This is a genomic window from Herbidospora galbida (assembly GCF_005233835.1).
GTDB classification, from domain to species: domain Bacteria; phylum Actinomycetota; class Actinomycetes; order Streptosporangiales; family Streptosporangiaceae; genus Herbidospora; species Herbidospora galbida.
Genome location: NZ_SZQA01000013.1, coordinates 1 through 25,668, shown reverse-complemented (window position 1 = coordinate 25,668; position 25,668 = coordinate 1). Strand labels below are relative to the sequence as shown.

Here is a 25,668-nt window from a genome sequence, read left to right as displayed (position 1 = left end):
ACATTTCCCCGGAGGCACGCCGGTCATCGTCGGAACAGGTACCGATCCAGCGAGATCCGGCCGGGTCCGGCCACGGCGAGCATCACCGCGACCGCGCCGAGGGCCGTGACGAGTTCGAACGAGCCGTCCTTGACGTGCACGAACAGGAACGCGCCCGACATCACCGCGAACAGCATGGCCCCCGCGACGGCGGTCAGCAGCCCGAGCACGAGCAGGATCCCGCCGCCGAGTTCCGCGACGGTGGCGAACCAGGCCGACATCCGGGGGGCGGGCACGCCCGCCTGGGTCATCGCCTGGGTGGTGGCGTCGATGCCGCCGCGGGCCTTGGCCCAGCCGTGCTGGATGAACGTGGTTCCGAGGGCGACCCGGCCGAACAGGGCGGCGGCGTCGTACAGGGCGGGCCTCACCGGAGCAGGTGGTCGAGGCTGGCGCCGCGTTCGGCCGGACGCGGGGCGGAGTGCCGCCAGCGAACCAGCCCATACCGCTCCAGGGCGAGCAGCAGCCGGTCGGCCCCCGCGACGACGGCCACGATGAAGCTCAGCGTGACGAGAAGATCCATGCCTCCCATGATTCACCGACGCTCACGCAGAGTGACTGAAGTGGTCGCCAAGTCATCCTCAAGAGCCTTAAGCCACTCTTTGACCCATGAGCGAACCCGTTACCGTCGTCGTGGCCGGCGAGACCTACCTCTACACCGAGGGGGTCCGGTGGGCCCTGGCCGATGTCCCCGGGATCAAGCTGCTGGCCCTGGCCCACGACGGTCCGGACGCGCTGAAGGCCGCCGTCAAGCTCGGTCCCGACATCCTGCTGATCGACCTGACCCTCCTGCACGAGGTCGACTACATCGCCCGCCGCTGCCCCGACGTGAAGATCATCGTGGTCAGCCAGCACGCCGACGAGCTCAGCATGATGGCAGCCATGCGGGCCGGCGCCCGCGGCTACGTCATGACGAGCGCCCACCCGGCCGAACTGGCCGCCGCGATCCGCGCCGTCGGGGTCGGTCACCTGGTCTTCGCCCGCGAGGTGGCCGCCGGACTGCGGGAGAAGCTGACCACGCGGTCGACCCGGACCACCTTCCCCGAACTGACCACGCGGGAGCACGAGGTGCTGGAGCACCTGGCCGACGGCCGGAGCAACGCCGAGATCGCCAAGGTGATGTGCCTGGCGCCGAAGACGGTCCGCAACCACGTCAGCAACGTGCTGACGAAGCTGGAGGCCGAGAGCCGCTTCGACGCCGCCCTGCGGGCCCGCGACGCCGGCCTCGGCACCAGGGTCCTCGTGCGGGCCTGATCGCGGGCGCGCAGCCACGCGAGCAGAGTTTCCGGATCAGCTCCCTGGAGGGCGACGGCAGCGGGCGAGCCGCCACTACGACGCCGCCGCCGTCGACCTCTCCCATGTGGTCGGTCATCGACACGCTGAAGGGCCTCATGCCGGCGGGCGTGACCACGTTGGACGACACGGTCTGACCGCCGATGGGCCTAGCCCCTGACGTGGCCTTCGCCGACGTACACGAACTTGGTGGAGGTCAGCTCGGGCAGGCCCATCGGGCCGCGCGCGTGCAACTTCTGGGTGGAGATGCCGATCTCGGCGCCGAAGCCGAACTCGCCGCCGTCGGTGAACCGGGTCGAGGCGTTGACCGCCACGGCGGCCGAGTCGACCAGCGCGACGAACCGCTTGGCCGCCGTCTGCGAGTCGGTGACGATCGCGTCGGTGTGGCCGGAGCCGTAGCGGGTGATGTGCGCGACGGCCCCCTCCAGCGACGGCACGACGGCGGCGGCGATGTCGTAGGACAGGTACTCGGTGGAGTACTCCTCCTCGGTCACCGGGACCACCGCGGCACCGCCGACGGCCGCGAACGCCGGGTCGCCGTGGACGGTCACGCCGGCCTCGGTCAGCGCCGCCATCGCCTTGGGCACGAACTCGGCCGCGATCGCCTCGTGGACGAGCAGCGTCTCCGCCGAGTTGCAGACCGACACCCGCTGGGCCTTGGCGTTCACCAGGATCGCGAGCGCGCGTTCCTGGTCGGCGGCGGCGTCCACGTACACGTGGCAGACGCCCACGCCGGTCTCGATGACCGGCACCGACGACTCCTCGACCACCCTGTTGATCAGGGACGCGCCCCCGCGCGGGATCAGCACGTCGACGAGCCCGCGCGCCCGCATGAGCTCCTTGGCGGATTCGTGGGTCAGGCCCGGCACGAGCTGCACCGCCCCGGCGGGCACGTCGGTGGCCTCCAGGGCCTCCTGCATGATCTTCACCAGGGCGGTGTTGGAGGAGTAGGCGCTGGACGAGCCGCGCAGCAGCACCCCGTTGCCGCTCTTCAGGCAGAGCGCGGCGGCGTCGACCGTCACGTTCGGCCGGCCCTCGTAGATGATCCCGATGACGCCCAGCGGCACCCGGATCTGCCGCAGCTCCAGGCCGTTGGGCAGCGTCGAGCCGCGGACGACCTCGCCCACCGGGTCGGGCAGCTCGGCGATCTCCCTGACGGCGTCGGCGATCTTCCCGATGCGCGGCACGTCGAGCCGCAGCCGGTCGATCATCGCCTCGGACGTGCCGTCCTGCCGGGCCTTGGCGACGTCGGCGGCGTTGGCCTCGACGATCTCCTCCGCGCGGGCGACCAGCGCGTCGGCGATGGCGCGCAGCGCGGTGTCCTTGGCCGCGCGCGGCAGCGGGGCGAGAAGCCGGGACGCTTCCTTCGCCGCGTTCGCCACCTGCAGGAACTCGCTCATTGACCGCTCCTAGAGAATCACTATGTCGTCACGGTGGATCAGTTCACGCTCGTATTCGGGCCCGAGGGCGCTGGCCAGCTCCCGGGTCGACCGGCCGAGCAGGTCGGGGATCTCGCCGGAGTCGAAGTTGACCAGCCCGCGCCCGACGAGTTCCCCCGTGGGCCCGCAGAGGTCGACCGGGTCTCCGGCGGAGAACTCGCCCTCGACCTTGAGAACACCGGCGGGCAGCAGCGACATCCGCCGCCCGGCCACCGCTTTCACCGCGCCTTCGTCAAGATGCAGCCGGCCCCGGCCGGTGGTGGCGTGGGCGAGCCAGAGCAGGCGGGTGCCGGGGTGGCGGCCGCCCGGGTGGAACACGGTGCCGACGTCGTCTCCGGCGAGCGCCTGGGCGGCGTGGGCGGCGGCGGTGAGCACGACGGGCACGCCGGCGCCGGTGGCGATCTTGGCGGCCTGGACCTTGGTGATCATGCCGCCGGTGCCCACCCGGCCGGAGGTGCCGAGTTCGACGCCTTCGAGGTCTTCGGGGCCGCGTACCTCGGTGATGCGGTTGGCTCCTCCGGGACGCCGGGGGTCGCCGTCGTAGAGGGCGTCGACGTCGGAGAGCAGGACCATCGCGTCGGCGTGGGTCAGGTGGGCGACCAGGGCGGCGAGGCGGTCGTTGTCGCCGAAGCGGATCTCGTCGGTGGCCACCGTGTCGTTCTCGTTGACGACCGGGACGATGCCGAGCTCCAGCAGCCGCGCCAGGGTGCGCGTGGCGTTGCGGTGGTGGGAGCGCCGCATCATGTCGTCGGCGGTCAGCAGGACCTGGCCGACGCGCAGGCCGTAGCGGGCGAAGGAGCTGGTGTAACGCGCCACCAGCACGCCCTGGCCGACCGAGGCGGCGGCCTGCTGGGTGGCCAGGTCTTTCGGCCGGGCCTTCAGCCCGAGCGGGCCGAGCCCGGCCGCGATGGCGCCGGAGGAGACGAGCACGATCTGGGTTCCGGCCGTGCGGCGGGCCGCCAGCACGTCGACCAGCGCGTCGACACGGTCGACGTCGATCATGCCCTGTGGGGTCGTCAGCGACGACGAGCCCACTTTGACGACGATCCGCCCGGCCGCGCCGATGCGCTCCCTGACCACTTTTCCCCCTAGATGCGGTTGTCGCTGCCTCTGGGCCCGGCGACCCTGGCGCCCATGGTGGGCTGCCAGTCGAAGATGTAACCGTTCTCCATCGAGCCGATCACGACCTCGACCCCGGGCTCGGCCCCTGCCTTCACCAGCTCCTCCTCGACCCCGAGCCGCTCCAGGCGGTCGGCGAGGTAGCCCACGGCCTCGTCGTTGGTGAAGTCGGTCTGCCGGATCCAGCGCTCGGGCTTCTCACCGGTGACCTGGAACGTGCGCTCGTTGACGCGGTGCACCGTGAAGCCGGTCTCGCCGAGCTGCTTGGGCCGCAGCACCAGCCGCGTCGGCTCCACGATCGGCTTGTTGGCCCGGTCGAGTTCGACCATCTCGGCCATCGCGAAGGCGAAGGGCTTGAGGCCCTCGTGGGTGGCGGCGGAGACCTCGAAGACCCGTACACCCCGCTCTTCCAGCGAGGCCCTCACGATGTCGGCCAGCTCGCGCCCGTCGGGCACGTCGACCTTGTTCAGCACGACCATGCGCGGCCGGTCCTGCAACGACCCATAGGCCTCCAGCTCCGACTCGATCACGTCGTAGTCGGTCAGCGGATCACGGCCGGGCTCCAGGGTCGCGCAGTCGAGCACGTGGACGATCGTCGAGCACCGCTCGACGTGGCGGAGGAACTCGTGCCCCAGGCCCTTGCCCTCGGACGCCCCCGGGATCAGACCCGGCACGTCGGCCACGGTGAACACCGTCTCCCCTGCGGTGACCACCCCGAGGTTGGGGATGAGCGTCGTGAACGGGTAGTTGGCGATCTTGGGCCGGGCCGCCGACAGCGCCGCGATCAGCGACGACTTCCCGGCGTTGGGGAAGCCGACCAGCGCCACGTCGGCGACGGTCTTCAACTCCAGGACGATGTCGCCCTCGTCGCCCGGCTCGCCCAGCAGCGCGAACCCGGGCGCCTTGCGCTTGGCGTTGGCCAGCGCGGCGTTGCCGAGCCCGCCGAACCCGCCCGACGCGGCGACGTACTGGGTGCCGGGCCCCACGAGGTCGACCAACACCTCACCGGAGCGGGCGTCCTTGACCACCGTGCCGTTGGGGACCTTCAGGATGATGTCCTCGCCGGTCGCGCCGTCACGGTTGGCGCCCATGCCCTGCTTGCCGTTGCCCGCCTTGCGGTGCGGCCGGTGGTGATATTCCAGGAGCGTGGAGGTGTTGGCGTCGACCTCCAGCACGATGTTGCCGCCACGCCCGCCGTTGCCGCCGTCGGGCCCGCCGAGCGGCTTGAACTTCTCCCGGTGGACGGACGCGCAGCCGTTTCCGCCGTCTCCCGCCTTGATGTGCAGGAGGACGTGGTCCACGAAATCCGCCACAGCGGCTCAACCCTTTCTGAGGAAACACGACGAGGCGGATCGGATGAAACCGACCCGCCTCGTCCTTACCGGTGTGTGCGGATCTACTCCGCGACCGGGATGATGCTGACCGCGCGGCGACCGCGCTTGCGGCCGAACTGCACGTGACCGGCCGACAGCGCGAACAGCGTGTCGTCGCCGCCACGGCCGACGTTGTCGCCCGGGTGGAAGTGCGTGCCACGCTGGCGGACGATGATCTCGCCGGCGTTCACGAGCTGGCCACCGAAGCGCTTGACACCGAGCCGCTGAGCGTTCGAGTCACGGCCGTTCCTGGTGGACGAGGCGCCCTTCTTGTGTGCCATGATTCACTACTTCCCGGAGTCGATGCCGGTGACCTTCACCTGGGTGTACCGCTGGCGGTGACCCTGGCGCTTCTTGTAACCGGTCTTGTTCTTGTACTTGAGGATGCGGATCTTGGGGCCCTTGACCTCACCGAGAACCTCGGCGGTCACCGCAAAACGGGCCAGGGCGGCGGCGTCATGCGTGACATCGCCGTCGTTGACGACGAGGAGAGCCGGAAGCGTCAGCGAGGACCCAACCTCGCCCGCACCCGCGTCCACCTCGATGACGTCTCCGACGGAGACCTTCTGCTGCCTGCCGCCGCAACGAACGATCGCGTACACCGCGGAACCCTTCTTGTCTACTGGATGCTGCGCCCCGACATCCGATCGCTAACAGTGAACCGGCGAACCAGGAGGGGCGCGCGAAGCCAAGCGCGCCACCAGGGCGCGCCGGTTCTCTAGGGTACCGGGTTCCGGTCCCGAGGTCGAACCGAGCGGCCCGCCGGTGGTGAACTAATCCGCTGATCTTGACCGTCGGGACCTGCGCCGGGAGCGCGGCTGGTCGTCGACGGTGTCGGTCACCGAGTCGCGGGAGTCGTGCGCGGCGACGGCGTTGCCGCCGTTGTCGGCCTTCTCCAGCTTCTCGGCCACGGCCTTCTCGATCGCCATCTTGCCCTGCGTGCCGCGTGGTTCGGGCTTCCCGTCGACCGGCTCGGTCGAGATGATCACCCCGCGCCCGTGGCAGCAGTCGCACTGCGTCGAGAACGCCTCCAGCAGCCCCTGGCCCACCCGCTTGCGGGTCATCTGCACGAGACCCAGCGAGGTGACCTCGGCCACCTGGTGCTTGGTGCGGTCGCGCGCCAGGCACTCGAGCAGCCGGCGCAGCACCAGATCGCGGTTGCTCTCCAGCACCATGTCGATGAAGTCGATCACGATGATGCCGCCGACGTCGCGCAGCCGGAGCTGACGGACGATCTCCTCGGCGGCCTCCAGGTTGTTCCTGGTGACCGTCTCCTCCAGGTTGCCGCCCTGGCCGGTGAACTTGCCGGTGTTGACGTCGACGACGGTCATCGCCTCGGTCCGGTCGATCACCAGCGAGCCGCCCGAGGGCAGCCAGACCTTGCGCTCCATCGCCTTGGCGATCTGCTCGTCGACCCGGTAGGCGGCGAAGACGTCGACGTCCTCGTCCCACTTGGCGACGCGCTCGGCGAGGTGCGGGGCGACGTAGTCGACGTACTCCTCGACCGTCCGGGCGACCTCGTCGCCCGAGACGACCAGGTTGGCGAAGTCTTCGTTGAAGACGTCGCGGACCACGCGGATCGTCATGTCGGGCTCGGCCGACAGCAGCTCCGGCGGGCTCGCCGACTTGGCCTTCTTCTGGATGCTCTCCCACTGGGCCGCCAGACGGGCGACGTCGCGGGCAAGCTCCTCCTCCGAGGCCCCCTCGGCGGCGGTGCGCACGATCACGCCCGCGTTCTCGGGCATGACCTTGCGCAGGATCTGCTTGAGCCGGGTGCGCTCCTTGTCGGGGAGCTTGCGCGAGATGCCGGTCATCGAGCCGTCGGGCACGTAGACCAGGTAACGGCCGGGGAGGCTGATCTGGGAGGTCAGGCGGGCGCCCTTGTGACCCATGGGGTCTTTGGTGACCTGCACCAGCACCGACTGGCCCGACTTCAGCGCGGCCTCGATGCGGCGCGGCTGGCCTTCGAGCCCGGCGGTGTCGAAGTTGACCTCACCGGCGTAGAGGACCGCGTTGCGGCCCTTGCCGACGTCGACGAACGCCGCCTCCATCGAGGGCAGCACGTTCTGGACCTTGCCCAGATAGACGTTGCCGACGTAGGACTGGCTCGCCTCGCGGTCGACGTAGTGCTCGACCAGCACGCCGTCTTCGAGCACCGCGATCTGGGTGCGGCCGCCGTGGCGGCGCACGACCATGACGCGCTCGACCGACTCGCGGCGGGCCAGGAACTCCGACTCGGTGATGATCGGCGGACGGCGGCGGCCCAGCTCACGCCCCTCGCGGCGGCGCTGCTTCTTGGCCTCCAGCCGGGTGGACCCGCGGAAGCCCTGCACCTCGTCGACCGACGACGTGGTGGTGCGGCCGGCGCGCGGCGCCCGGATGCGGACCACGGTGTTGGGCGGGTCGTCGGAGACGACCGGCTCGTCCTCGCCACCCCGGCGGCGCCGGCGGCGACGGCGGCGCGAACCGCCCTCGGAGCCGTCGCCCTCGTCGTCGGCGTCCTCGTCGGACTCCTCGACGCCGGCCTGGGGCTCCTCCTCGGACTCCTGGGCCTCGCCGCCCTCGTCACGGCCACGCCCTCGGCCACGGCCGCCACGGCGGCGCCGGCGGCGGCGCGAGCCCTCGCCCGACTCGTCGTCGACGTCTTCGTCGGACTCCTCCTCGGCCTCCTCGGCGGCGACCGGCTCGGGTTCGGGCTGCGGCTGGACCGGCGGCTGGGGCGCGGGCTGCTGCGGCCGGGCGGGGACCGCGGCGGCGGCGTCGGGCGCCTGGAACAGCGGCTGGAAGATCGCGGCCGGGCGCTGGAAGGTGTACTGCTGCGGCTGCTGCTCGGCGGCGTGGAAGCCGAAGGGGTCGGCCAGCCGCGACGGCTTGGCGCCCTCGTCGAGGTCTTCGAGGTCTTCACCGGCCGGCTCGTCGTCGAGCGGCTCCTCGGTGGGCAGCGTGAACATCATCGCGGCCGCGACCTGCGCCTCTGCCGCGTTCAGCGCGCTGGATCGTTCCGTGACGCCCTCTTCGTCCCTCTTGCGGGTGCGGCGCCGTCTGGTCGGCTTCTCGTCCTCGTCGGAGACCGCCTCCGGCGTCTCCTCGACCTTCTTCCTGGTACGGCTCCGCCGCGCGGGCTTGGCCGTCTCGGCGTCGGGCGCGACGTCACCCTGAGCCTCCTCGACGGCGGCCGTGACCTCGGGCGCGGCCGACACCACAACGACGTCGGGCGCCTGCTCGGCGGCCTCCTGCGCGGGGGCCTCCTGGGCCGCGGCGTCCTTGGCCGCGCGGCTGCGCGTCGCGCGCTTGCGGGCCGGGCGGCCCTCGCTCACCTCGGCCTCGGCCTCGGCGGCGGGCGCGGCGACCGTCTCGGCGACCTCGTCGTCGGCGGAACGGGTCCGGCGCCGGGTGCGCTTGGGCTTCTCGGCGGCTTCGGCGGGCTCGGCGGCTTCGGGGGCCGGGGCGGGCGCGCCGTTGGACGCCGAGGTGCCGGTGGCGGCCTGAGAGGCCGTACCGGTCGTCGAATCGCCCGTGCTGAGGGCACTGGCCACCGACGCCTGGATGGCGGGCGCCGGGGGGATGTCGTCGGGTTCCGGCGGCGGACCGGCCGGACGGCTGGCCGCCCGGCGGCGGGCAGGCTTCGCCGTTGTCACCGAGGACGTCGTATCTGCAGTTGTCGTATCGCCGACAGTGGGCTCGTTGTCGAGCATGCGGGCGCTCTCCCGTCAGCCCCCGGGCACGTTTCCGCGCCGCGCGGGGGCTCTTCTCGTCTCTCGCGGTCCGCCCGGCCACCTTCCGGGGCCATGGCGGCAAGTCCTATTGGTCTCCACCAACCCGGTCGGCTTCGAGCGGGTCGGCGGGCTCACCGGTCGACGCGTCAAGGGGCCCCTGCGCCAGCCTGGTCACCGAAGGCGGTGACGGCGGCGCGAAGTCGGCCACGAGACGCAGACCCATGAGCACGTCGTCGGGTCGGACGGCCGGAGTTTCGTGCCGAACAACCATGCGAAGTATGACACACGACTGATTCGGCCCTCCCTCCACGTGATCGTCCTGGTCAGCGGTCAGCGACGCCACGGCCCCCCGGGCGTCGAAGTTCCGCATCCCCTTCTTGGTGAGGCGTTCGACCGCGACCTCTCCTGCGGTCATGAATTCCTTCACCGCACTCTCGGCCGCCGCCGGATCGGCTCCCGGCAGGCGTACCTCCCACAGCGAGCCCTCCAGCCGGTCGGCCAGGCTGCCCGCGCGCGCTTCGACCACGTCGAGCACGTCGAGACCCGGCGGCAGCGAGGCGTCGAGAGCGGCGCGCAACTCCTGCGGACGGCAGGGGCGGGTCACCGCGATCTCGAGGTATTCGGCCTCGCTGGCCACCCCGGTGGGGGCGGCACCCGCGTAGGAGATCCTCGGGTGGGGGCTGAACCCCGCGCTGAAGGCCACCGGGATGTCAGCCCGCCTTACCGCCCTTTCGACGGCACGGGAGATGTCGCGGTGACTCGTGAAGCGCAGCCGCCCTCGTTTCGCGTAGCGCACGCGCAGACGCTGCGCCACCGGCGCGGGCGGGGGCCCATCGGGTGCGGGTTTCAGAGGTCCGTGTTCCTTCCAGTCTCGTTTCGTGGGCCTGGGGGAAGCCGCTCCCCCGGGCCGTCTTCCTCAGGATACGACCGTGAGCGGGAGCAGCTTGCGGCCCGTGGGGCCGATCTGGATCTCCGTGCCCATGGTCGGGCAGACGCCGCAGTCGTAGCAGGGCGTCCAGCGGCAGTCTTCGACCTCGACGTCGTTGACGGCGTCCTGCCAGTCCTGCCAGAGCCACTCGCGGTCGAGGCCGGCGTCGAGGTGGTCCCACGGGAGCACCTCGTGCTCCTCGCGCTCCCGGACGGTGTACCAGTCGACGTCGACCGGCTCCCCGTCGAGCGCCTTGGCGGCGCAGGCCATCCACCGGTCGTACGAGAAGTGCTCGCTCCAGCCGTCGAACCGGCCGCCGTCTTCCCAGACCGCCTGGATGATCTTGCCGACGCGACGGTCGCCCCGCGACAGCAGGCCCTCCACGATCGACGGTTTGCCGTCGTGGTAGCGCATGCCGATCGCCTTGCCGTACTGCTTGTCGTTGCGCAGGGTGTTGCGGAGTTCCCGCAGCCGCCGGTCGACGGTCTCGTGGTCGGCCTGCGCGGCCCACTGGAACGGGGTGTGCGGCTTGGGCACGAACCCGCCGATCGACACCGTGCAGCGGACGTCACGCGAGCCCGTCGCCTCACGGCCGGCCTGGATGACCTTCCGCGCCAGGTCGGCGATGCCGAGGACGTCGACGTCCTCTTCGGTCGGCAGCCCGCACATGAAGTAGAGCTTCACCTGCCGCCACCCCTGGCTGTAGGCCGTGGTGACGGTCCGGATCAGGTCTTCCTCGCTGACCATCTTGTTGATGACCTTGCGCATCCGCTCCGAGCCGCCTTCGGGGGCGAAGGTGAGCCCGGACCGGCGCCCGTTGCGGGAGAACTCGTTGGCCAGGTCGATGTTGAACGCGTCGACCCGGGTCGACGGCAGCGAGAGCGAGACGTTGCTGCCCTCGTAGCGGTCGGCCAGGCCCTTGGCGACCTCGCCGATCTCCGAGTGGTCGGCGCTCGACAGCGACAGCAGGCCGACCTCGCTGAAGCCGGACTCCCTGATGCCGTTGTCGACCATCGCGCCGATCGTGGTGATCGACCGTTCGCGCACCGGGCGGGTGATCATGCCCGCCTGGCAGAACCGGCAGCCGCGGGTGCAGCCCCGGAAGATCTCCACGCTGAACCGCTCGTGGACCGTCTCGGCCAGCGGGACCAGCGGTTTCTTCGGGTAGGGCCACTCGTCGAGGTCCATCACGGTGTGCTTGAACACCCGCGAGGGGACCCCCGAACGGTTGGGCACGACCCGCTTGATCCGCCCGTCGGGCAGGTATTCGACGTCGTAGAACCGGGGGACGTAGACCCCGCCGGTCTCGGCCAGCCGCAGCAGCACGCCGTCGCGGCCGCCGGGCTCGCCCTCGGACTTCCACTCGCGGATCACCTCGGAGATCGCGATGGCGATCTGCTCGCCGTCGCCGAGCACGGCGGCGTCGATGAAGTCGGCGATCGGCTCCGGGTTGAAGGCCGCGTGGCCGCCTGCCAGCACGATCGGGTCGTCAGGACCCCGATCGGCCGCGCTGAGCGGGATGCCCGCCAGGTCGAGCGCGGTCAGCATGTTGGTGTAGCCGAGCTCCGTCGAGAACGAGAGACCCAGCACGTCGAACGCGCGCACCGGCCGGTGGGCGTCGACGGTGAACTGCGGGACGCCTTCGGCCCGCATCAGCCTCTCCAGGTCGGGCCAGACCGCGTAGGTCCGCTCGGCCAGGGTCTCGGGCAGCTCGTTGAGGATCTCGTAGAGGATCTGGACGCCCTGGTTGGGCAGGCCGACCTCGTAGGCGTCGGGATACATCAGCGCCCAGCGAACCGTGGCCTCGTCCCAGTCCTTGACCGTCGAGTTGAGCTCACCCCCGACGTACTGGATCGGCTTCTGCACCTTGGGCAGCAGGGCTTCCAGGCGGGGAAACAGCGACTCGACAGACATGTGACCCAGGGTATAGGAGCTAGAAGGCCCGCCAGGTCCGGTTGTCGCCCGCCCGGAGCGAGGCCAGCCGGAAGCGCAGCACCCCGAGGGTGTCGCGATCGAGGTGGGCGTTCCTGAGCAGCGCCGTCAGGGTCTGGAGCTCCCGGGTGTCGCGCAGCACCGGATAGCCGGCCCAGTGGCGGATGTCGTAGCCGTAGGCCTCGACGAACCCGTCGCGCTGCGCCTCGGTGAGACCGAACCTGACCCCGGCCATGGTCGGCGCCAGGTCGATCTCCCGCGGCCCGGCGCTCACCGAGTCCCAGTCGCACAGCAGGTGCCCCCCAGGTGTACGGAGCAGGTTTCCCCGGTGCGCGTCACCGTGAACGAGTCCGTACGGCAGGGAGAACTCCAGCCGCTCGTAGTAGGCGTCGGAGAGCGCCGAGCACCGTTCGGTCAGCCACTCGCGCTCTTCGGGATCGATCGCGCGGGCGTCCGCGATGGCCCGCCTGATGGTCCCGAACGGGTCGTAGGTCGGCAGGTCGAACGGCACCGGCGGCAGCGCGTGCAGCCGCCGGAGCAGCAGGCCGAGCGGGACGGGGCCGGGAGGCGGGCCGTCCTGCTCCTCGTAGTGCCAGAAGGTCACCAGGTGGCCGTCGACCGCGATGGGCTGGCGGACCTCGGCGGGCCGGGTGGCGGGGAACCCCTGCGCGGCCAGCCACCGGGTGACCTTGATGGAGGTCACCAGGCGGTCGTATTTGCCGGGGGTGGTGGCGGTCGCCATGCGTACCACCAGGCCCTCTTCGGGCAGGTGGTAGACGACGCTGGCGAAGCTGCGCAGGAGCCGGGCTCCGGCGGAGTTCAGGCCGGCCTCGCGGCAGGCCTCGATGAGCGCGGCCGGGGGTCCGGCGACGAGGGGAACGGTCACGGGGAGAGCCTCCGCTGGTCGGATGCCGCCAGGGTGTGGGTGAGGCCGACGGAGCAGAATCCCTCGATCTGGCGGGCCATCCGGTCGGACACCAGCGACCGGCTGGCCGCGAGGGTGGCGCCGAGGCTGTCGATGCGGCGGTCGGGGGGCAGTTCGAGCAGCGGGGCCACGGCCTGCTCGGCGCCTTCCTGGTCGTCCTCCATGACGTAGGCGATCGCCAGATGGGCGCGGGCCATGGCCTCGCACCCGTAGGAGCGGTTCTCCCGCTCGTCGGTGGAGTAGAGGGCGATCGACTCGGTCGCCTCGTGGATCGCCTGGGAGGCGTCGCCCAGATGGAGATGGGTGACGGCGGCGTAGTAGTGCTGTTTGGCGGGCCGGAAGGCGAACTCCCCGGCGATCTCGTCGTGGAGTTCGTCACGCCCGCCCCGCGACCGCGCCTCCTCGGCCCGCAGCAGGGCCTCCCGCGCCTCCGCGGTACGGCCCAGCATCGCCGCCGACCGGGCCCGGAGCATGTAGAGCCGCGCCCCGCCCGACCCCGAGTTGAGGTGGGTGAGCGCGTCTCCGGCGTACCGGAAACTGTCTTCGTAACGCCGGTCCCACAAGGCCACCGACGCCTGCATCCCGCGTGACCACCCCATCAGGGACGTATGCCCCGCGATGCGGCCGTAAGTCCACGCCGCGCGGGCGAGTGTGTCGGCGGGCAGCCGGCGGCCCATGTCCATGCTGGCGTTGGCCATCAGGCCGCACAGGGCGCCGGTGAGAAAGTAGAGGTCCTGCGCCTGCCCGGGGTGGATGCGGCGGTCGAGGGCCTTGCGGGTCTGCTCCTGCAACACGCGCATCTCGACGAACAACGGGAGCGGTGACTCCCAGACGTATCGCCGGCCCACCCAGACCACCTGCGTGCGTAAGCGTTCGAGCGCGCCCACGCCGAGCTCGCTGTTCTCGACCTCCTCGGCGTGCTCGCTGGCCTCCCGCGCGGCGTCCTCGACCGGATCGGCGGCGCCGGCCGCGGCGTGCGCCCGGCGGGCCTCCTCCGGTGTGTAGTCGCGGGCGAAGCCGAGCTGCACCGGCCCGGTCTCGAACAGCCGGCACAGCAGGTCGGTGTACTCGCGGTCGGGCCGCGCCCCGGCCTCCCACTCCCGCCAGGAACGTTCGGACAGGCCGCGCCGCTTGATGCCGGCCCGGTCGCACATGCCGTGGAAGCGCTCGATCGCCTCTTCGACGGTCCAGCCGTTCGCCAGGCGCATGCACTTCAGGCGCGAGGTCTGCGGGGAACCGGCGTGGATCTCCTCTGCGATCTGGTGGATGATCGCCGTGGAGGGCGGCTCACCCAGCGCCGCGAGGGTGCGGTCACGGATCGCCGACGCGAACTGGATGGCGGAACGGTCGGCGCCGCGGGCGGAGTAGGTCATGCTCTCTCCAGGTGGGGACGGTTCCACGCTAGCGTCGCGATCGTCACGAAACGGTCACCGCGCAGCCTGCGAGCCGCTCTCACGGCCCGTCCGGAAAGGGCCCACCTCACCGCCACTCCGGACCTGGGCCATGAACAACTGCCCACAGAGGCTGCCGGGGGTGTCGGCGAACCACACCATCGGCGGGTTGCCGGCCGCCGCGGCGGCCCACCGGCCGTTGCCGTACACGATCCGGTAGTCGGGAAAAGCCTTGCGGAGCAGGTCCAACGCGCGCATTCGCTCACGCGCCTCGTCGTCCGGGGTCACGCTTCCTCCGTCTGCGGAGTCACCGCCTATTCAAGGTTCGTTCCCAGAGTGTTCGCCGAGCGGTAGCGGCACCAGTGAGAGCCCGCCGCACCTTCATGCGGACCACTCTCAGGTACGCCGCCCGCTGTGGATGGCCTGCAGCATCCCCACGCTGATCATGTTGGCCAACGTGGCGGTGCCTCCGTAGGAGACGAACGGGAGCGGCAGTCCCGTGATCGGCATGATGCCGATCGTCATCCCGACGTTGATGAACGTCTGGAACGCGAACCAGCAGACGATCGACGCCGCGACCAGCGCGCCGAACCGGTCGTCGCACTGCCGCGCGATCGTGATGCCCCGGACGAGGACCACGCCCAGCAGGACGACCACCGTCAGCGCGCCGAGGAAGCCGAACTCCTCGCCCGCGACGGTGAAGATGAAGTCGGTGTGCTGCTCGGGCACGAACCGGCCGGTGGTCTGCCCGCCCTCGAACAGCCCCTTGCCGTAGATCTCGCCCGAGCCGATCGCGATCAGCGACTGGGTGGCGTTGTAGCCGAAGCCGCGGGGGTCGCTGGCCGGGTTCATGAACGCGGTGAACCGGGCCACCTGGTAGGGCTGCAGCAGCCCCAGGATCCACACGAGCGCCGCCGCCACCACGGCGACGACCACGACGAGGGCGATCCACCGCTTGCGGATGCCCGAGAAGACCAGCACGCTTCCGGTGATCACCGTCAGCACCATCGTGGTGCCGAGGTCGGGCTGCAGCATGACCAGCCCCATCGTCAGCCCCGCCGCCACCAGCGACAGCGCCACGTCGAGCGGCCTGGGCCGGTCGGTGCCCTCGGCGGGCTCCGACAGCAGCATCGCCAGCAGCAGGATCAGCGCCGGCTTGGCCAGCTCGGAGGGCTGCATCGCGAAGCCGCCGCCGAGCATGATCCACGAATGGGAGCCGTTGACGGTCGACCCGACCGGGGTGACCACCAGCGCCAGCAGGGCCAGCCCGGCCGCGTAGGCGACCGGCGCGTAGGCCCGCAGCCGCCGGTGGTCGACCATCGAGACCAGACCGCACAGCACGGCGCCGATACACAGGATGAGCAGGTGCTTCTTCAGCATGCCGGTCGGCTCGACCGCCGTCCAGGTGCGCGTGGACGACCACACCAGCAGGGTGCTGATCGTCGACAGCGCGGCCACGGCGACGAACAGCAGGCCGTCCATCCGCCAGACGGCGGCGTCGGTCCCGATGGCCCGGCTGGCCAGCGACCGCCTGCGGAACCGGGTGATCGGCGTGGACATCAGCGCTTCACCGTCCCGTCGGGGCCGATGACCGGCAGGCGCTCGGCCGGGCGGCCGGCGGGCAGGGCGGGCGGCTGCTTGTTCAGGCCGTAGATGCCCTCGTAGATCTGGCGTACGGCCGGGGCGGCGGCCGAACCGCCCATGCCGCCCTGGGAGACCATGACGACGACCACGAACCGCGGGTTCTTGGTGGGCGCGAACGAGGCGAACCAGGAGGTGTCCTGCTTGCCGTAGACCTCGGCCGTACCGGTCTTGCCGCCGATGCGGACCACGTCCATCGGGAAGCCGCCGAAGGCGCCCGCGGCCGTACCGTCGGAGGCGACCTCGCTGAGGGCGTTCCTGATGTAGTCGCGGGTCTTCTTGTCGATCGGCAGCTTGCCGATCACGGGCGAGTCGATCATCTTGGACGAGCTGCCGTCGGGCCGCATCAGCGCCCAGCCGATGCGCGGGCTGCGCAGCTTGCCGTCGCCGACCAGCGCGGCGTAGGCGTTGGCCAGCTGCAGCGGCGTGACCAGCACGTCGCCTTGGCCGATCGAGAAGTTGGCGGCGTCACCGGGACGCCATTGGAAGCCCTCCAGGCAGTTCTCGTAGGCGAGCTGCTTGAGGAAGGCGGCGCGGGCGCCGTCCTTCACCTCGGGGTAGCCGGTCTTGGCCCGGTTGCAGTTGGTCTTGCGGGTGGCCGCCCACAGCTCCTTCTTCCAGAAGCGGTCGGGGATCCGGCCCGGCGACTCGCCGACCAGGTCGATGCCGGTCAGCTTGCCGAAGCCGTAGGCCCGCGCCATCGCGGCCATCGGGTCTTTGGCGGTCGCCTTGGGCTGCATGCCGCCGTCGCGCTGCCACATCTCGTAGGCCGCACGGTAGAAGATCGTGTCGCACGACTTCACCAGCGCGGTGTGCAGGTTCATGGGCCCGAGGCCGATGCCCCGGAAGTTGTTGAACGCCCGCGCGCCGACCATGTAGGAGCCGGGGCAGTCGTAGGTGCCGTTGAGCGGGTAGCCGTCGGCGACCATCGCCGACACCGAGCTGACCTTGAACGTCGAACCGGGGGCGAAGGTGCCCTTGATCGCCCGGGAGACCAGCGGCTTGCCCGCCTTCTCCGAGAGCAGCGTCTGGTATTCGGTCTCGGAGATGCCGCCCGTCCACACCCGGGGGTCGTAGGAGGGCACACTGCCCATCGCGATCACCCGGCTGTTGCGGGCGTCGAGCACGACCCCGGCGGCGCCGTCGGCCTGGGGCGCCTTCTTCATGGCGTCGGCCAGCGCCTTCTCGACGATCGACTGGACGCGCGCGTCGATGCTGGTGATCAGGGTGTCGCCGGCCACCGGCGCGACCTGCTGCTCGACGCCGATCGCCTTGCCCATGCGGTCGACCTGGACCCGGCGCAGACCGGGGGTGCCGCGTAGCTGGTGGTCGTAGACGGCCTCGAGGCCGTCGCGGCCCACGAGGTCGACACCCGAGAAGCTGGTCTTCAGGCCCTGCCGCTTCTCCAGCTCCTCCTGGGTGACCGGCTGAAGATAGCCGAGCAGCTGGGACGCGTCGGACCCACCCGGGTAGTCGCGCAGCGCCTGGACCTCGGCGGTCACCCCGGGGAACTCTTCTTGGCGCTCCAGGATGGTCAGCGCCTCGCGCTGGGTGACCCGGTCGTCGACCGGGATCGGCTGGTAGGGCGACCCCGTCCAGCACGGACGGCTGACGCCCGGCCCGCACGACCGCAGGCGCTCCCGCAGCTTGGCCACCGGAGTGACGAGCACGGCGGAGAGCTTCTCGAGCACGTCCTGCCCGCCGCGCGGCATGCGCTCCAGCTGGGTGCGGTCGACCGACACCACGAGCCGGGTGAGGTTCCGCACCAGCGGCCGCCCGGTCGAGTCGAGGATCTGGCCCCGCAGCGCCGGCACCATGACCGCGCGGGTGCGCGTCTCGGTCGCCTTGGCCACGTACTGCTGCCCTCGCACGACCTGCACCTGGTAGAGGCGCACGCCGAGCACCACGAGCAGCGCGAGAACCGTCAGGTGGAGGACCACGAAACGGGTCCGCATCCGGTTCATGCCCGCCTCCAACCCGGCACCGCGGCCGCCGTCGCCTTCTCGGGCCTGGGCCCGTACACCTTCAGCACCGCCCACACCACGACGGGCGCGGCCAGCAGGTTGACCAGCGCCGCCATGGGCCACACCGCCTCGAACGTGCGTAGATCGATTCCCGGATCACCCAGCAGACCGCTCACCGCCAGCGCGAACGCCGGCGCCACGACCGCGCAGGCCGCCACGGTGAGCAGCGGCCACCGCTCGGCCCAGCGCCCGGCCGTGAAGCCGACCAGGCACAGGACCAGCGCGTGCTGGCCCAGGGCGTGGTCGGCGGGCGGCAGCAGATCGGCGGCCAGACCGGAGAAGAAGCCGATGGTCGCCCCGGCGACCGGCCCCCGGATCGCGCCCAGCGCGATCACCACGAGCAGCACGAAGTCGGGCACGACCGACACCGGCAGCCGGTTGACCACGGTCACCTGCAGCACGAGGGCGGTGAGCACGAGCAGCGTGGTGAGCAGGATCCGGGGCATTCAGATCACGCCGCCTCGTCGTCCGATATGGACGTCTCGCCGTCGCGCCCGCGAACGGGCTCGGCGGGGCCGCGGTCGTCGCGATCGGTCGTCGGCCCGTTTCCCGGAGCGACGTTCTCAGGTGCGGTGTCCTCCGGGCTCACGTTCTCCGGAGCGGTGTTCTCCGGAGCGGTGTTCTCGGGCCGGGTGTTCTGAGGCACCGTGTTCCCCGGGCCGGTCTCCGGGTTCGCCGTCCCGGGCCGCGCGATCTGCGGCGGGGCCTGCTGGCCGGGCAGGATCGACGTCGCGGGCTTGGGCTTCGGCTTCGGCTTGGCCGCGGGCTTGGGCGCCGGCGGCAGGAGCGCGTCACGCGGATCGCGCTTCGGCCCCTCGACCACCACGCCGACGACGTCTATCGAGCTCAGGTCGGCGAACGGCCTGGCGTAGGCGGTGCGGGTGAGCTCACCCGGCGTCGCCTCGACCTTCTCGATCACGCCGATCGGCACACCGGCCACATAGGGCACGCCCTGCTGGGAGCCGAAGCTGACCAGCCGGGTGCCGGCCGCGATCGGCAGGGTCGAGTCGAGCAGGCGGAACATGATCCGCCGACCCGAGTTGCCGTTGGCGCCGAGGCCGCTGACGACCCCGAGCTCGCCGCTGTTCTCGATCCGGGCGCCGGTCGAGGAGGCCGGGTCGCACAGCAGCACCACGGTCGCGGTCGACGCGGTCGCCCGGACCACCCGCCCGACGAGCCCCTGCCCGTTGAGCACGGTCATGTCGGGCTTGATGCCGTCGGCGGTGCCGGCGTCGATCTCCACGGCGTCTTCGAAGCCGGGCGACGCGCGGCGGGCCACGACCTGGGCCGGCACGACCTTGTAACCGCCGAGGCCGGACAGGCCGAGCATGGCCTGCAGCTCGGCCGACCGGCGCTTGTCGATCCGCTGCGAGGACAGTTCGCCCTCCAGCTTGGAGTTCTGCGCCTTCAGATTGGTGATCTGCTCCCGCGACCCCTGCGCGCCGGCGAGTGCGCCGACGAAGCCGCCGATCGGCTCGGTGACCGTGGAGACCCCACGCTCGACCGCGCCGAACGCCGAGGTGACGATCGTGCGCAGCGGCCCGAACACGGGCGTGTTCTCGCTCCGGTGGTCCACTGTGATCAGGACCAGGGCCACGGCCAGCAGCAGGCCGAGGAACAGACGGGAGCGGCGGCTGTCTTTCATCGTTCTCAGTTCCTCGCCTCGGGCACGAGCACCTGCTGCAGGGCGTCGAAGTCCTCCACGCAGCGGCCGGAGCCGAGCGCGACCGAGTCGAGCGCGTTGTCTACCAGGTGGACGGGCATGCCGGTTTCCTCACGCAGCAGGGCGTCCATGCCCTTGAGCAGGCCGCCGCCGCCGGTCAGGGCGAGACCGCGGTCCATGAGGTCGCCGGACAGTTCGGGCGGGCACTTGTCGAGGGTCGACTTCACCGCGTCGACGATCGAGCTGACCTGCTCGGCGATCGCCTCGCGGATCTCTCTCGCCGACACGACCACGGTCTTCGGCAGGCCGCTGACCAGGTCACGGCCGCGGATCTCGGCCTGTGGCTCCTCGGCCGACGCGCACGCCGAACCGATGGCGATCTTCACTTCCTCGGCGGTGCGCTCGCCCAGCATGAGCGAGTGCTCCTTCTTGGCGTACGTGATGATCGCCTGGTCGAGCTCGTCGCCGCCGACCCTGATCGACTGGCTGGTGACGATGCCGCCCATCGAGATGATCGCCACCTCGGTGGTGCCGCCGCCGATGTCGACGACCATGTTGCCGGTCGGCTCGTGGACGGGCAGGCCCGCCCCGATGGCCGCCGCCATGGGTTCCTCGACGATGTAGACGCGCCGGGCGCCGGCCTGGTAGCCGGCCTCCTTGACGGCGCGCTGCTCGACGCCGGTGATGCCGCTCGGCACCGCGACGATGATGCGTGGCTTGGCGAAGTGCCGCCGTTTGTGCACGCGTTGGATGAAGTATCGGAGCATTCGCTCCGTCACGTCGAAGTCGGCGATCACGCCGTCTTTGAGTGGTCGCACCGCGACGATGTTGCCTGGCGTACGGCCGATCATCCGTTTCGCCTCGATGCCGACCGCGACAATGCGGCCGGTCGAGGTGTTGATCGCCACGACGGACGGCTCGTTGAGCACGATGCCGCGCCCCCGCACGTAGACCAGGGTGTTGGCGGTGCCGAGATCGACCGCCATGTCGCGGCCCAGGAAAGCAAAGTGGCTGCCCATAGGGAAGGAGGCCTTCCTTCAGGTGGTTAGCGGGAGTAACGCATCGCACTCGAATCGTAACGGGTCGTACCCAACGCCGAGCACACCGACCCCACCCCAATTACATAAATCCGCTGGTCACGGGCTTTCACGCGGCGAAAACGCAAGAAAGCCCCGGCGTGGCCGGGGCTTTCAGGAGGGTTCCTCAGAACCGGTCGGGGAAGAAGATCTTGATTTCCCGCGCGGCGGACTCGGGGGAGTCGGAGCCGTGGACCACGTTCTCGCCGATCTCCAGGGCGTGGTCGCCGCGGATGGTGCCGGGGGCCGACTTCACCGGGTCGGTGAGCCCCGCCAGGCCGCGGAAGGCCTCGATGGCGCGCGGGCCCTCGACGACCAGGGCGACCAGCGGGGCGGAGGTGATGAAGTCGACCAGCTCGCCGAAGAACGGCCGCTCGGAGTGCTCCGCGTAGTGGGTCTTCGCGGTGTCGGCGTCGAGCTGACGCAGCTCCATGGCCGCGATGGTCAGGCCCTTGCGCTCGATGCGGGCGATGACGTCGCCGATGAGGCCGCGGCGGACACCGTCCGGCTTGATGAGGACGAGCGTGCGCTCGGACACGGGATCACTCCTTTGTGAAGGCTTCGTGGGAATCCGAGGGAAGCTTACCGGTCGGATTCGTCACCCTCGGCAAGCGCTTCGGGCGACGGCGTCGGCGCGGGAACGACCACCTTGGGCTCCTCGGCGGCGGCCACCCGGTTGCCCCGGCGGGCCGACAGCGCCGACAGGCCGAGCACGAGCACCACGCCGAACCCGCCGACCAGCGCCCACACGTGCAGGGCCTCGACGAACCCGTCGACCATGCCCTGGTAGGTCGCCATCCCCGACGGCGCGGCCGAGCGGAGCCAGGTCACCTGGATGCCCGTACCGAGCAGGAACCCGGCCAGCATGGCCGGGAAGAGCAGGGTGAGCCCGAACAGCGCCGCCACGGGCCCGGCCAGCCGCAGCGCGCTCACCAGCGCCACCGCCGCGCCGGCGGCGATAAGGACGAACGGCACCGCGAGCAGCAGCCCGTCGACGGTCGGCACCAGCAGCCTGATCGCGCACAGGCCCACGACCAGCACGACCAGCCCGGCCCCCACGAGCTTGGCGCTCTTCTCCTCGGCCGCCCGCCCGGCGACCACGGCGGCCCCGAGCGCGCCGATCACCGCCACCACGAGCGGCCAGGCCATCGCGTCGAGCCCGGGACCCCCGAGCCAGGGCATCTCGACATAGGTCACCTGGGCGGCCGTCGGCAGCACGACGAGCCCCACGGCCACACAGGTGAAGCCGAGGGTCCGTGCCCCGGACGTGGCCGCCGAGACGGCCAGCCCGAGCATCGCCGCGAGCGCCAGCCCGGCCACCGCGACGACCAGGCCCGAGGGCCAGTCATAGGTGGTGCCGACCGCGAGCACCGCGATCCCCGCCGAGGGGACCGCCGCCATCAACAGCCGGGAACGTTCCGCCGACCCGGGCGGCGTGGAGATCAGCAGCCGGTCGGTCGCCGCCGCCGTGGTCTCCCAGGCCAGCCGCCAGAGCACCAGATAGACGGCGGCGAGGCTGAGCGCCACCCCCGTCAGCAGCGGGAAGGGCTGCAGCGTGACGGCCCACGACCGCACGTTGTCGATCGGCCACAGCGCCAGCGCCTGGGCGGTGACCAGCGAGACGGCCAGCATCCCCGCCCACAGGGCGAGCAGCCCGCGCCGGGCCCGCCGCTCCCCGGCCGCGACCAGCGTCGCCGGGATCAGCAGCCCGGCCCCGACGCCGTGCACCACCCTCAGCACGCCCACCAGGACGGGCCCGTCGGCGTAGCCCCCGCCGGCGTCGGCGGCGGCCAGCATCGCCAGCCCCAGGACCAGGACGGGCGCCGCCTTGAACCGCCGCACCGCGACCGCCGCCAGCGGCACCGTCAACAGCATCACCGGCAGCGCCAGGCCGTGGGCCCGCATCATGTCGATCTGGGAGACACCGGGCGGCAGCAGCGCCGCCACCTGAGAGATCGTGTTGGGAATCGACACGATCGCCAGCGGCAGGGCCACCGCGATCAGCATCCCGACGACGGCGTCGGTCACGATCGGCCGCCGGGCCAGACGCACGACGTCTACCGCGAGCGCCCGGACCCGCTGGGGCACGGCTGGCTGAAATGGGGGGACGGCCATGGCGACCGACTTTAGCGCTTCGTCGCCCCTTCGACACGGCGAGCGACGAGAATCGCGGTCACCCACAGCGCCCCGAAGATCACCCCGAGGAAGAACATGGTCGACACCATGAACCCGGAGGCGATCGCGAGCACCTGGACGACGCTGCCCAGGACGTACCCGACCGGTTTCTTGAGCAGCCCGGCGGCCACGATGCACAGGACGGCCAGCCCGCAGCCGACCCCGACGGCGATCGGCGGATCGACCTTGCCGATCATGATCGCGACCGGGGTCATCAGCGCGACGACGATCGCCTCCATGCCGAGCACCGAGGCGCCCAGCCGCCGCATTCCCGGCGTCACATCGAAGTTCATCATCCGGCCTTCAACAGAATTCGGGCATCACCAGCGGTCACCACCGAACCGGTGATGAGCACACCGGAACCATACTCGTCGCCCTCGTCGGCCAGCCCGATGGCCACGTCGATGGCGTCGTCGAGCCGGGGCGACTCGTGCACCCGATCGGGCCCGAACACGCCCCTGGCCCGGTCGGCGAGGTCGTCGACCTCCATGGAGCGCGGCGAGGAGTTCCGGGTGACCACGACCTCCTCGACGACGGGCTCCAGGAGCTCCAGCATCGTCTCGACGTCTTTGTCGGCCATGACGGCCAGCACCGCGATCAGCCGCGTGAATCCGAACGACTCCCCGATCGCGTCGACGGTCGCCTCCATGCCCCCCGGGTTGTGGGAGGCGTCGACGAGCACCGTCGGCCCGCGCCGTACGACCTCCAGCCGCCCCGGGCTGGTGACCTGGGCGAAGGCCTGCCTGATCAGCTCCTCGCCGAGCGGCTCGGCCGCCGTCGAGAGCGCCTCGACGGCCGCCAGCGCGGTCGCCGCGTTGCCGGCCTGGTGACCGCCGTAGAGCGGCAGCAGCACGTCTTCATAGGTGGCGTTCAACCCGCGCAGGTGCAGCAGCTGACCGCCCATCGCGAGCTCGCGCCCGAGCACCCCGAACTCGATGCCCTCGCGCGCCACCGTGGCCCCGACCTCGGCGGCCCGCCGCACGATCACCTCAGCCGCCGGAAGCTGCTGCTGCGCGAGGATCACGGTCGACCCGGGCTTGATGATCCCGGCCTTCTCCCCCGCGATCGTCTCGACGTCGGGCCCCAGATACTCGGTGTGGTCGAGCGAGACCGGCGTGATCACCGCGACCGCGCCGTCGGCGACGTTCGTCGCGTCCCAGGTGCCGCCCATGCCCGTCTCGACGACCGCGACGTCGACCGGCGCGTCGGCGAAGGCCGCGAACGCCATCGCGGTGAGCACCTCGAAGAAGCTCAGCCGCCCGAACTTCTCGTCGACGATCCCGAAGTAGGGCTCCAGCTCCTCGTAGACCTCGACGAACCGCTCCTCGGAGATCGGCTCGCCGTCGATGGAGATCCGGTCGCGCATGCTGGCGAACTCGGGCGAGGTGTACCGCCCCACCCGCAGGTTCCGCTCCTTGAGCAGTGCCTCCACCATCCGCGCCGTGCTCGACTTCCCGTTGGTGCCGGCGATGTGAATGATCGGGTACGCCGCCTGCGGATTCCCCAGCAGATCGACGAGTGCCGCCATCCGGTCGAGGGTCGGATCGATGTCCCATTCGACACCGCGGGCACGAATCGCGGCCTCAACTGCGTGGATCGTCACCCGCCCAGCTTAGGCCCGTTCCCTAAGCTGTCGGGAATGAGCTCCGACGAGGCCTTCTTCGAGGAATGGACCGCCCGTACCCCCGGTTCGCGCCGCGACCTGACCCGCGCCCGGCGCCTGGCCGAGGCCGTGGGCGCGGCGGCCGCCGTACCGGTGCTGACCGTCGTCGGCAGCAAGGGAAAGGGCACCACGGCCACCTACGCGTCGGCCTACCTGGCCTCGACCGGCGCCCGCGTGGTGACGGTGACCAGCCCCGGACTCCGCACCAACCGCGACCGCATCCGCGTCGACGGCGTCTCGATCTCCGACGGAGAACAGGCCGCCCTGGGCGCCCGCCTGGCCTCCGTCTCGCTGCCGCCCTCCGACGGCTACCTCTCCCCCGCCGGCCTGTTCACCCTCGCCGGCGTCCTGCACGCGCAGGACGTGGAGGCCGACTACATCGTCCTGGAAGCGGGCATGGGCGGCGCCTCCGACGAGGTGTCCCTGTTCCCCGCCGAGGTGGTGGCCATCACCGAGATCTTCGCGGAACACCTCGGCATCCTCGGAGACACCGTGGCCGAGATAGCCCGGGAGAAGGCAGGCGTCATCACGCCCGAGACCAAATGGGCCGTGACCCTCCCCCAGTCCCCCGAAGCCCGCGCCGAACTGAAGGCACGCGCAGGAGACCGCCTCCGGGAGATCACCCCCGAGGCTACGCCGTGGACCAGAAACGCCCTCCTGGGACGATCCGCCGCCGCCCACCTCACCAGCGAAGAGCCAACCCCTGTGTCGGTACGCCTCCCGGCCCGCTTCTCCCACCACGACATAGGGAGCACCCGCCTGATCATCGACTCCCCCATCACCGGCGCCGGCGTGCAGATGTCGGTCGACCGTGCCCTGGCCGAATGGGGAGACATTGACCGCGTTCTCCTGTGCCTTCCAGACCACAAGGACCTGGACGGCGCCATCGAGGCCCTCAAGGGCCTGCCCGTGACGTTCGTCCGACTCCCCGACACACACCTGAACTTCACCCGGGCTCTACCGCCCGACTGGGACGTCACCGACGTCGACACCGTGGACGCCGGCTATGTCGAGGCGCTGGGAGAAAAGGTGCTGGCCCTCGGCACGGTCTATTTCACCGGCCACCTGCTGGACAACCTCGACATCCCCACCGACCGCCTGTTCTGAAACGCAGAAAGCCCGGCCATAAGGCCGGGCAATACCCCCACGAAACGTCGAAGGCCCCGATCAACGATCGGGGCCTTCGATATAAAGATTGTCCGGCGGTGTCCTACTCTCCCACACCGTCCCCGGTGCAGTACCATCGGCGCTGGAGGGCTTAACTTCCGGGTTCG

24 protein-coding genes and 1 rRNA gene are annotated in these 25,668 nt (G+C 71.0%); 2 read left to right on the top strand and 23 right to left on the bottom strand.

Going from position 1 to position 25,668, the window contains the following annotated elements; genetic code table 11:
• Positions 1-23: 23 nt before the first annotated feature.
• Both FDA94_RS15265 and FDA94_RS39170 read right to left on the bottom strand, forming a co-directional pair.
• Complete coding sequence (locus tag FDA94_RS15265; RefSeq protein WP_137247720.1) at positions 24-407, bottom strand: DoxX family protein; 384 nt, start codon at positions 405-407, stop codon at positions 24-26.
• Complete coding sequence (locus tag FDA94_RS39170; protein WP_170990948.1) at positions 404-559, bottom strand: hypothetical protein; 156 nt, start codon at positions 557-559, stop codon at positions 404-406. Before FDA94_RS39170 ends, FDA94_RS15265 begins: the two co-directional genes overlap by 4 nt.
• Before the next feature lie 86 nt (positions 560-645).
• Here FDA94_RS39170 and FDA94_RS15260 point away from each other — a divergent pair, with 86 nt between their 5' ends.
• Positions 646-1,290, top strand: a complete 645-nt coding sequence (locus FDA94_RS15260; protein WP_137247719.1) for a LuxR C-terminal-related transcriptional regulator — start codon at positions 646-648, stop codon at positions 1,288-1,290.
• Between the two features lie 188 nt (positions 1,291-1,478).
• Here the strand turns inward: FDA94_RS15260 and FDA94_RS15255 are convergent, their stop codons facing one another.
• The 20 genes from FDA94_RS15255 to FDA94_RS15160 form a co-directional block, all read right to left on the bottom strand.
• The gene (locus FDA94_RS15255; RefSeq protein WP_137247718.1) at positions 1,479-2,729 is read right to left on the bottom strand and encodes a glutamate-5-semialdehyde dehydrogenase; all 1,251 of its coding nucleotides are present in this window, start codon (positions 2,727-2,729) and stop codon (positions 1,479-1,481) included.
• Positions 2,730-2,738: 9 nt separating this feature from the next.
• Positions 2,739-3,848, bottom strand: coding sequence for a glutamate 5-kinase (gene proB, locus FDA94_RS15250; RefSeq protein ID WP_212735333.1), 1,110 nt, complete (start codon positions 3,846-3,848; stop codon positions 2,739-2,741).
• Between the two features lie 8 nt (positions 3,849-3,856).
• The gene (obgE, locus tag FDA94_RS15245) at positions 3,857-5,200 is read right to left on the bottom strand and encodes a GTPase ObgE (RefSeq protein ID WP_137247717.1); all 1,344 of its coding nucleotides are present in this window, start codon (positions 5,198-5,200) and stop codon (positions 3,857-3,859) included.
• A gap of 83 nt (positions 5,201-5,283) precedes the next feature.
• Positions 5,284-5,541: a 50S ribosomal protein L27 gene (rpmA, locus tag FDA94_RS15240; RefSeq protein ID WP_030454820.1), complete on the bottom strand. Its 258-nt coding sequence runs from the start codon at positions 5,539-5,541 to the stop codon at positions 5,284-5,286.
• A 6-nt stretch (positions 5,542-5,547) separates the two neighbouring features.
• Positions 5,548-5,862 carry a 50S ribosomal protein L21 gene (rplU, locus tag FDA94_RS15235; protein WP_030454821.1) on the bottom strand — a complete coding sequence of 105 codons (315 nt, stop codon included), beginning with the start codon at positions 5,860-5,862 and terminating at the stop codon, positions 5,548-5,550.
• Between the two features lie 171 nt (positions 5,863-6,033).
• A complete protein-coding gene (locus FDA94_RS15230) occupies positions 6,034-8,898 on the bottom strand; it encodes an Rne/Rng family ribonuclease (RefSeq protein WP_425460147.1) in 2,865 nt (954 codons plus the stop codon).
• 163 nt (positions 8,899-9,061) lie between these two features.
• Entirely contained in the window at positions 9,062-9,772 is a 711-nt protein-coding gene (locus tag FDA94_RS15225) for a TIGR03936 family radical SAM-associated protein (protein WP_246059934.1), read from the bottom strand.
• A gap of 120 nt (positions 9,773-9,892) precedes the next feature.
• On the bottom strand, positions 9,893-11,818 hold the full coding sequence (locus tag FDA94_RS15220; protein ID WP_137247715.1) for a TIGR03960 family B12-binding radical SAM protein: 1,926 nt from the start codon (positions 11,816-11,818) through the stop codon (positions 9,893-9,895).
• A 19-nt stretch (positions 11,819-11,837) separates the two neighbouring features.
• Positions 11,838-12,722 (bottom strand): phosphotransferase family protein, encoded by an 885-nt coding sequence (locus FDA94_RS15215; RefSeq protein WP_137247714.1) that lies wholly within the window; start codon positions 12,720-12,722, stop codon positions 11,838-11,840.
• Entirely contained in the window at positions 12,719-14,134 is a 1,416-nt protein-coding gene (locus tag FDA94_RS15210) for an NsdA family TPR-like regulatory protein (RefSeq protein ID WP_137247713.1), read from the bottom strand. Before FDA94_RS15210 ends, FDA94_RS15215 begins: the two co-directional genes overlap by 4 nt.
• A 54-nt stretch (positions 14,135-14,188) precedes the next feature.
• The gene (locus tag FDA94_RS15205) at positions 14,189-14,440 is read right to left on the bottom strand and encodes a hypothetical protein (RefSeq protein WP_062335186.1); all 252 of its coding nucleotides are present in this window, start codon (positions 14,438-14,440) and stop codon (positions 14,189-14,191) included.
• Between the two features lie 108 nt (positions 14,441-14,548).
• Entirely contained in the window at positions 14,549-15,712 is a 1,164-nt protein-coding gene (gene rodA / locus FDA94_RS15200) for a rod shape-determining protein RodA (protein ID WP_137247712.1), read from the bottom strand.
• Positions 15,712-17,757: a penicillin-binding protein 2 gene (gene mrdA / locus FDA94_RS15195; protein WP_137247711.1), complete on the bottom strand. Its 2,046-nt coding sequence runs from the start codon at positions 17,755-17,757 to the stop codon at positions 15,712-15,714. Before mrdA ends, rodA begins: the two co-directional genes overlap by 1 nt.
• Positions 17,754-18,263 carry a rod shape-determining protein MreD gene (mreD, locus tag FDA94_RS15190; RefSeq protein WP_137247710.1) on the bottom strand — a complete coding sequence of 170 codons (510 nt, stop codon included), beginning with the start codon at positions 18,261-18,263 and terminating at the stop codon, positions 17,754-17,756. The genes mrdA and mreD overlap by 4 nt, the downstream gene beginning before the upstream one ends.
• Positions 18,264-18,268: 5 nt before the next feature.
• A complete protein-coding gene (gene mreC, locus FDA94_RS15185) occupies positions 18,269-19,462 on the bottom strand; it encodes a rod shape-determining protein MreC (RefSeq protein WP_137247709.1) in 1,194 nt (397 codons plus the stop codon).
• Positions 19,463-19,467: 5 nt separating this feature from the next.
• Positions 19,468-20,499 (bottom strand): rod shape-determining protein, encoded by a 1,032-nt coding sequence (locus tag FDA94_RS15180; protein ID WP_030454832.1) that lies wholly within the window; start codon positions 20,497-20,499, stop codon positions 19,468-19,470.
• A 184-nt stretch (positions 20,500-20,683) separates the two neighbouring features.
• Positions 20,684-21,094 carry a nucleoside-diphosphate kinase gene (ndk, locus tag FDA94_RS15175; RefSeq protein ID WP_062335193.1) on the bottom strand — a complete coding sequence of 137 codons (411 nt, stop codon included), beginning with the start codon at positions 21,092-21,094 and terminating at the stop codon, positions 20,684-20,686.
• Between the two features lie 44 nt (positions 21,095-21,138).
• Positions 21,139-22,644 (bottom strand): lysophospholipid acyltransferase family protein, encoded by a 1,506-nt coding sequence (locus FDA94_RS15170; RefSeq protein ID WP_137247708.1) that lies wholly within the window; start codon positions 22,642-22,644, stop codon positions 21,139-21,141.
• Positions 22,645-22,682: 38 nt separating this feature from the next.
• Entirely contained in the window at positions 22,683-23,027 is a 345-nt protein-coding gene (locus FDA94_RS15165; RefSeq protein ID WP_212735332.1) for a DUF4233 domain-containing protein, read from the bottom strand.
• Positions 23,024-24,334: a bifunctional folylpolyglutamate synthase/dihydrofolate synthase gene (locus tag FDA94_RS15160; protein ID WP_246059932.1), complete on the bottom strand. Its 1,311-nt coding sequence runs from the start codon at positions 24,332-24,334 to the stop codon at positions 23,024-23,026. The genes FDA94_RS15165 and FDA94_RS15160 overlap by 4 nt, the downstream gene beginning before the upstream one ends.
• Before the next feature lie 36 nt (positions 24,335-24,370).
• Between FDA94_RS15160 and FDA94_RS15155 the strand changes: the two genes are divergently transcribed.
• Entirely contained in the window at positions 24,371-25,501 is a 1,131-nt protein-coding gene (locus FDA94_RS15155) for a Mur ligase family protein (RefSeq protein WP_137247707.1), read from the top strand.
• A 90-nt stretch (positions 25,502-25,591) separates the two neighbouring features.
• Here FDA94_RS15155 and rrf read toward each other — a convergent pair.
• A 5S ribosomal RNA gene (rrf, locus tag FDA94_RS15150) occupies positions 25,592-25,668 on the bottom strand; the annotation flags it as partial.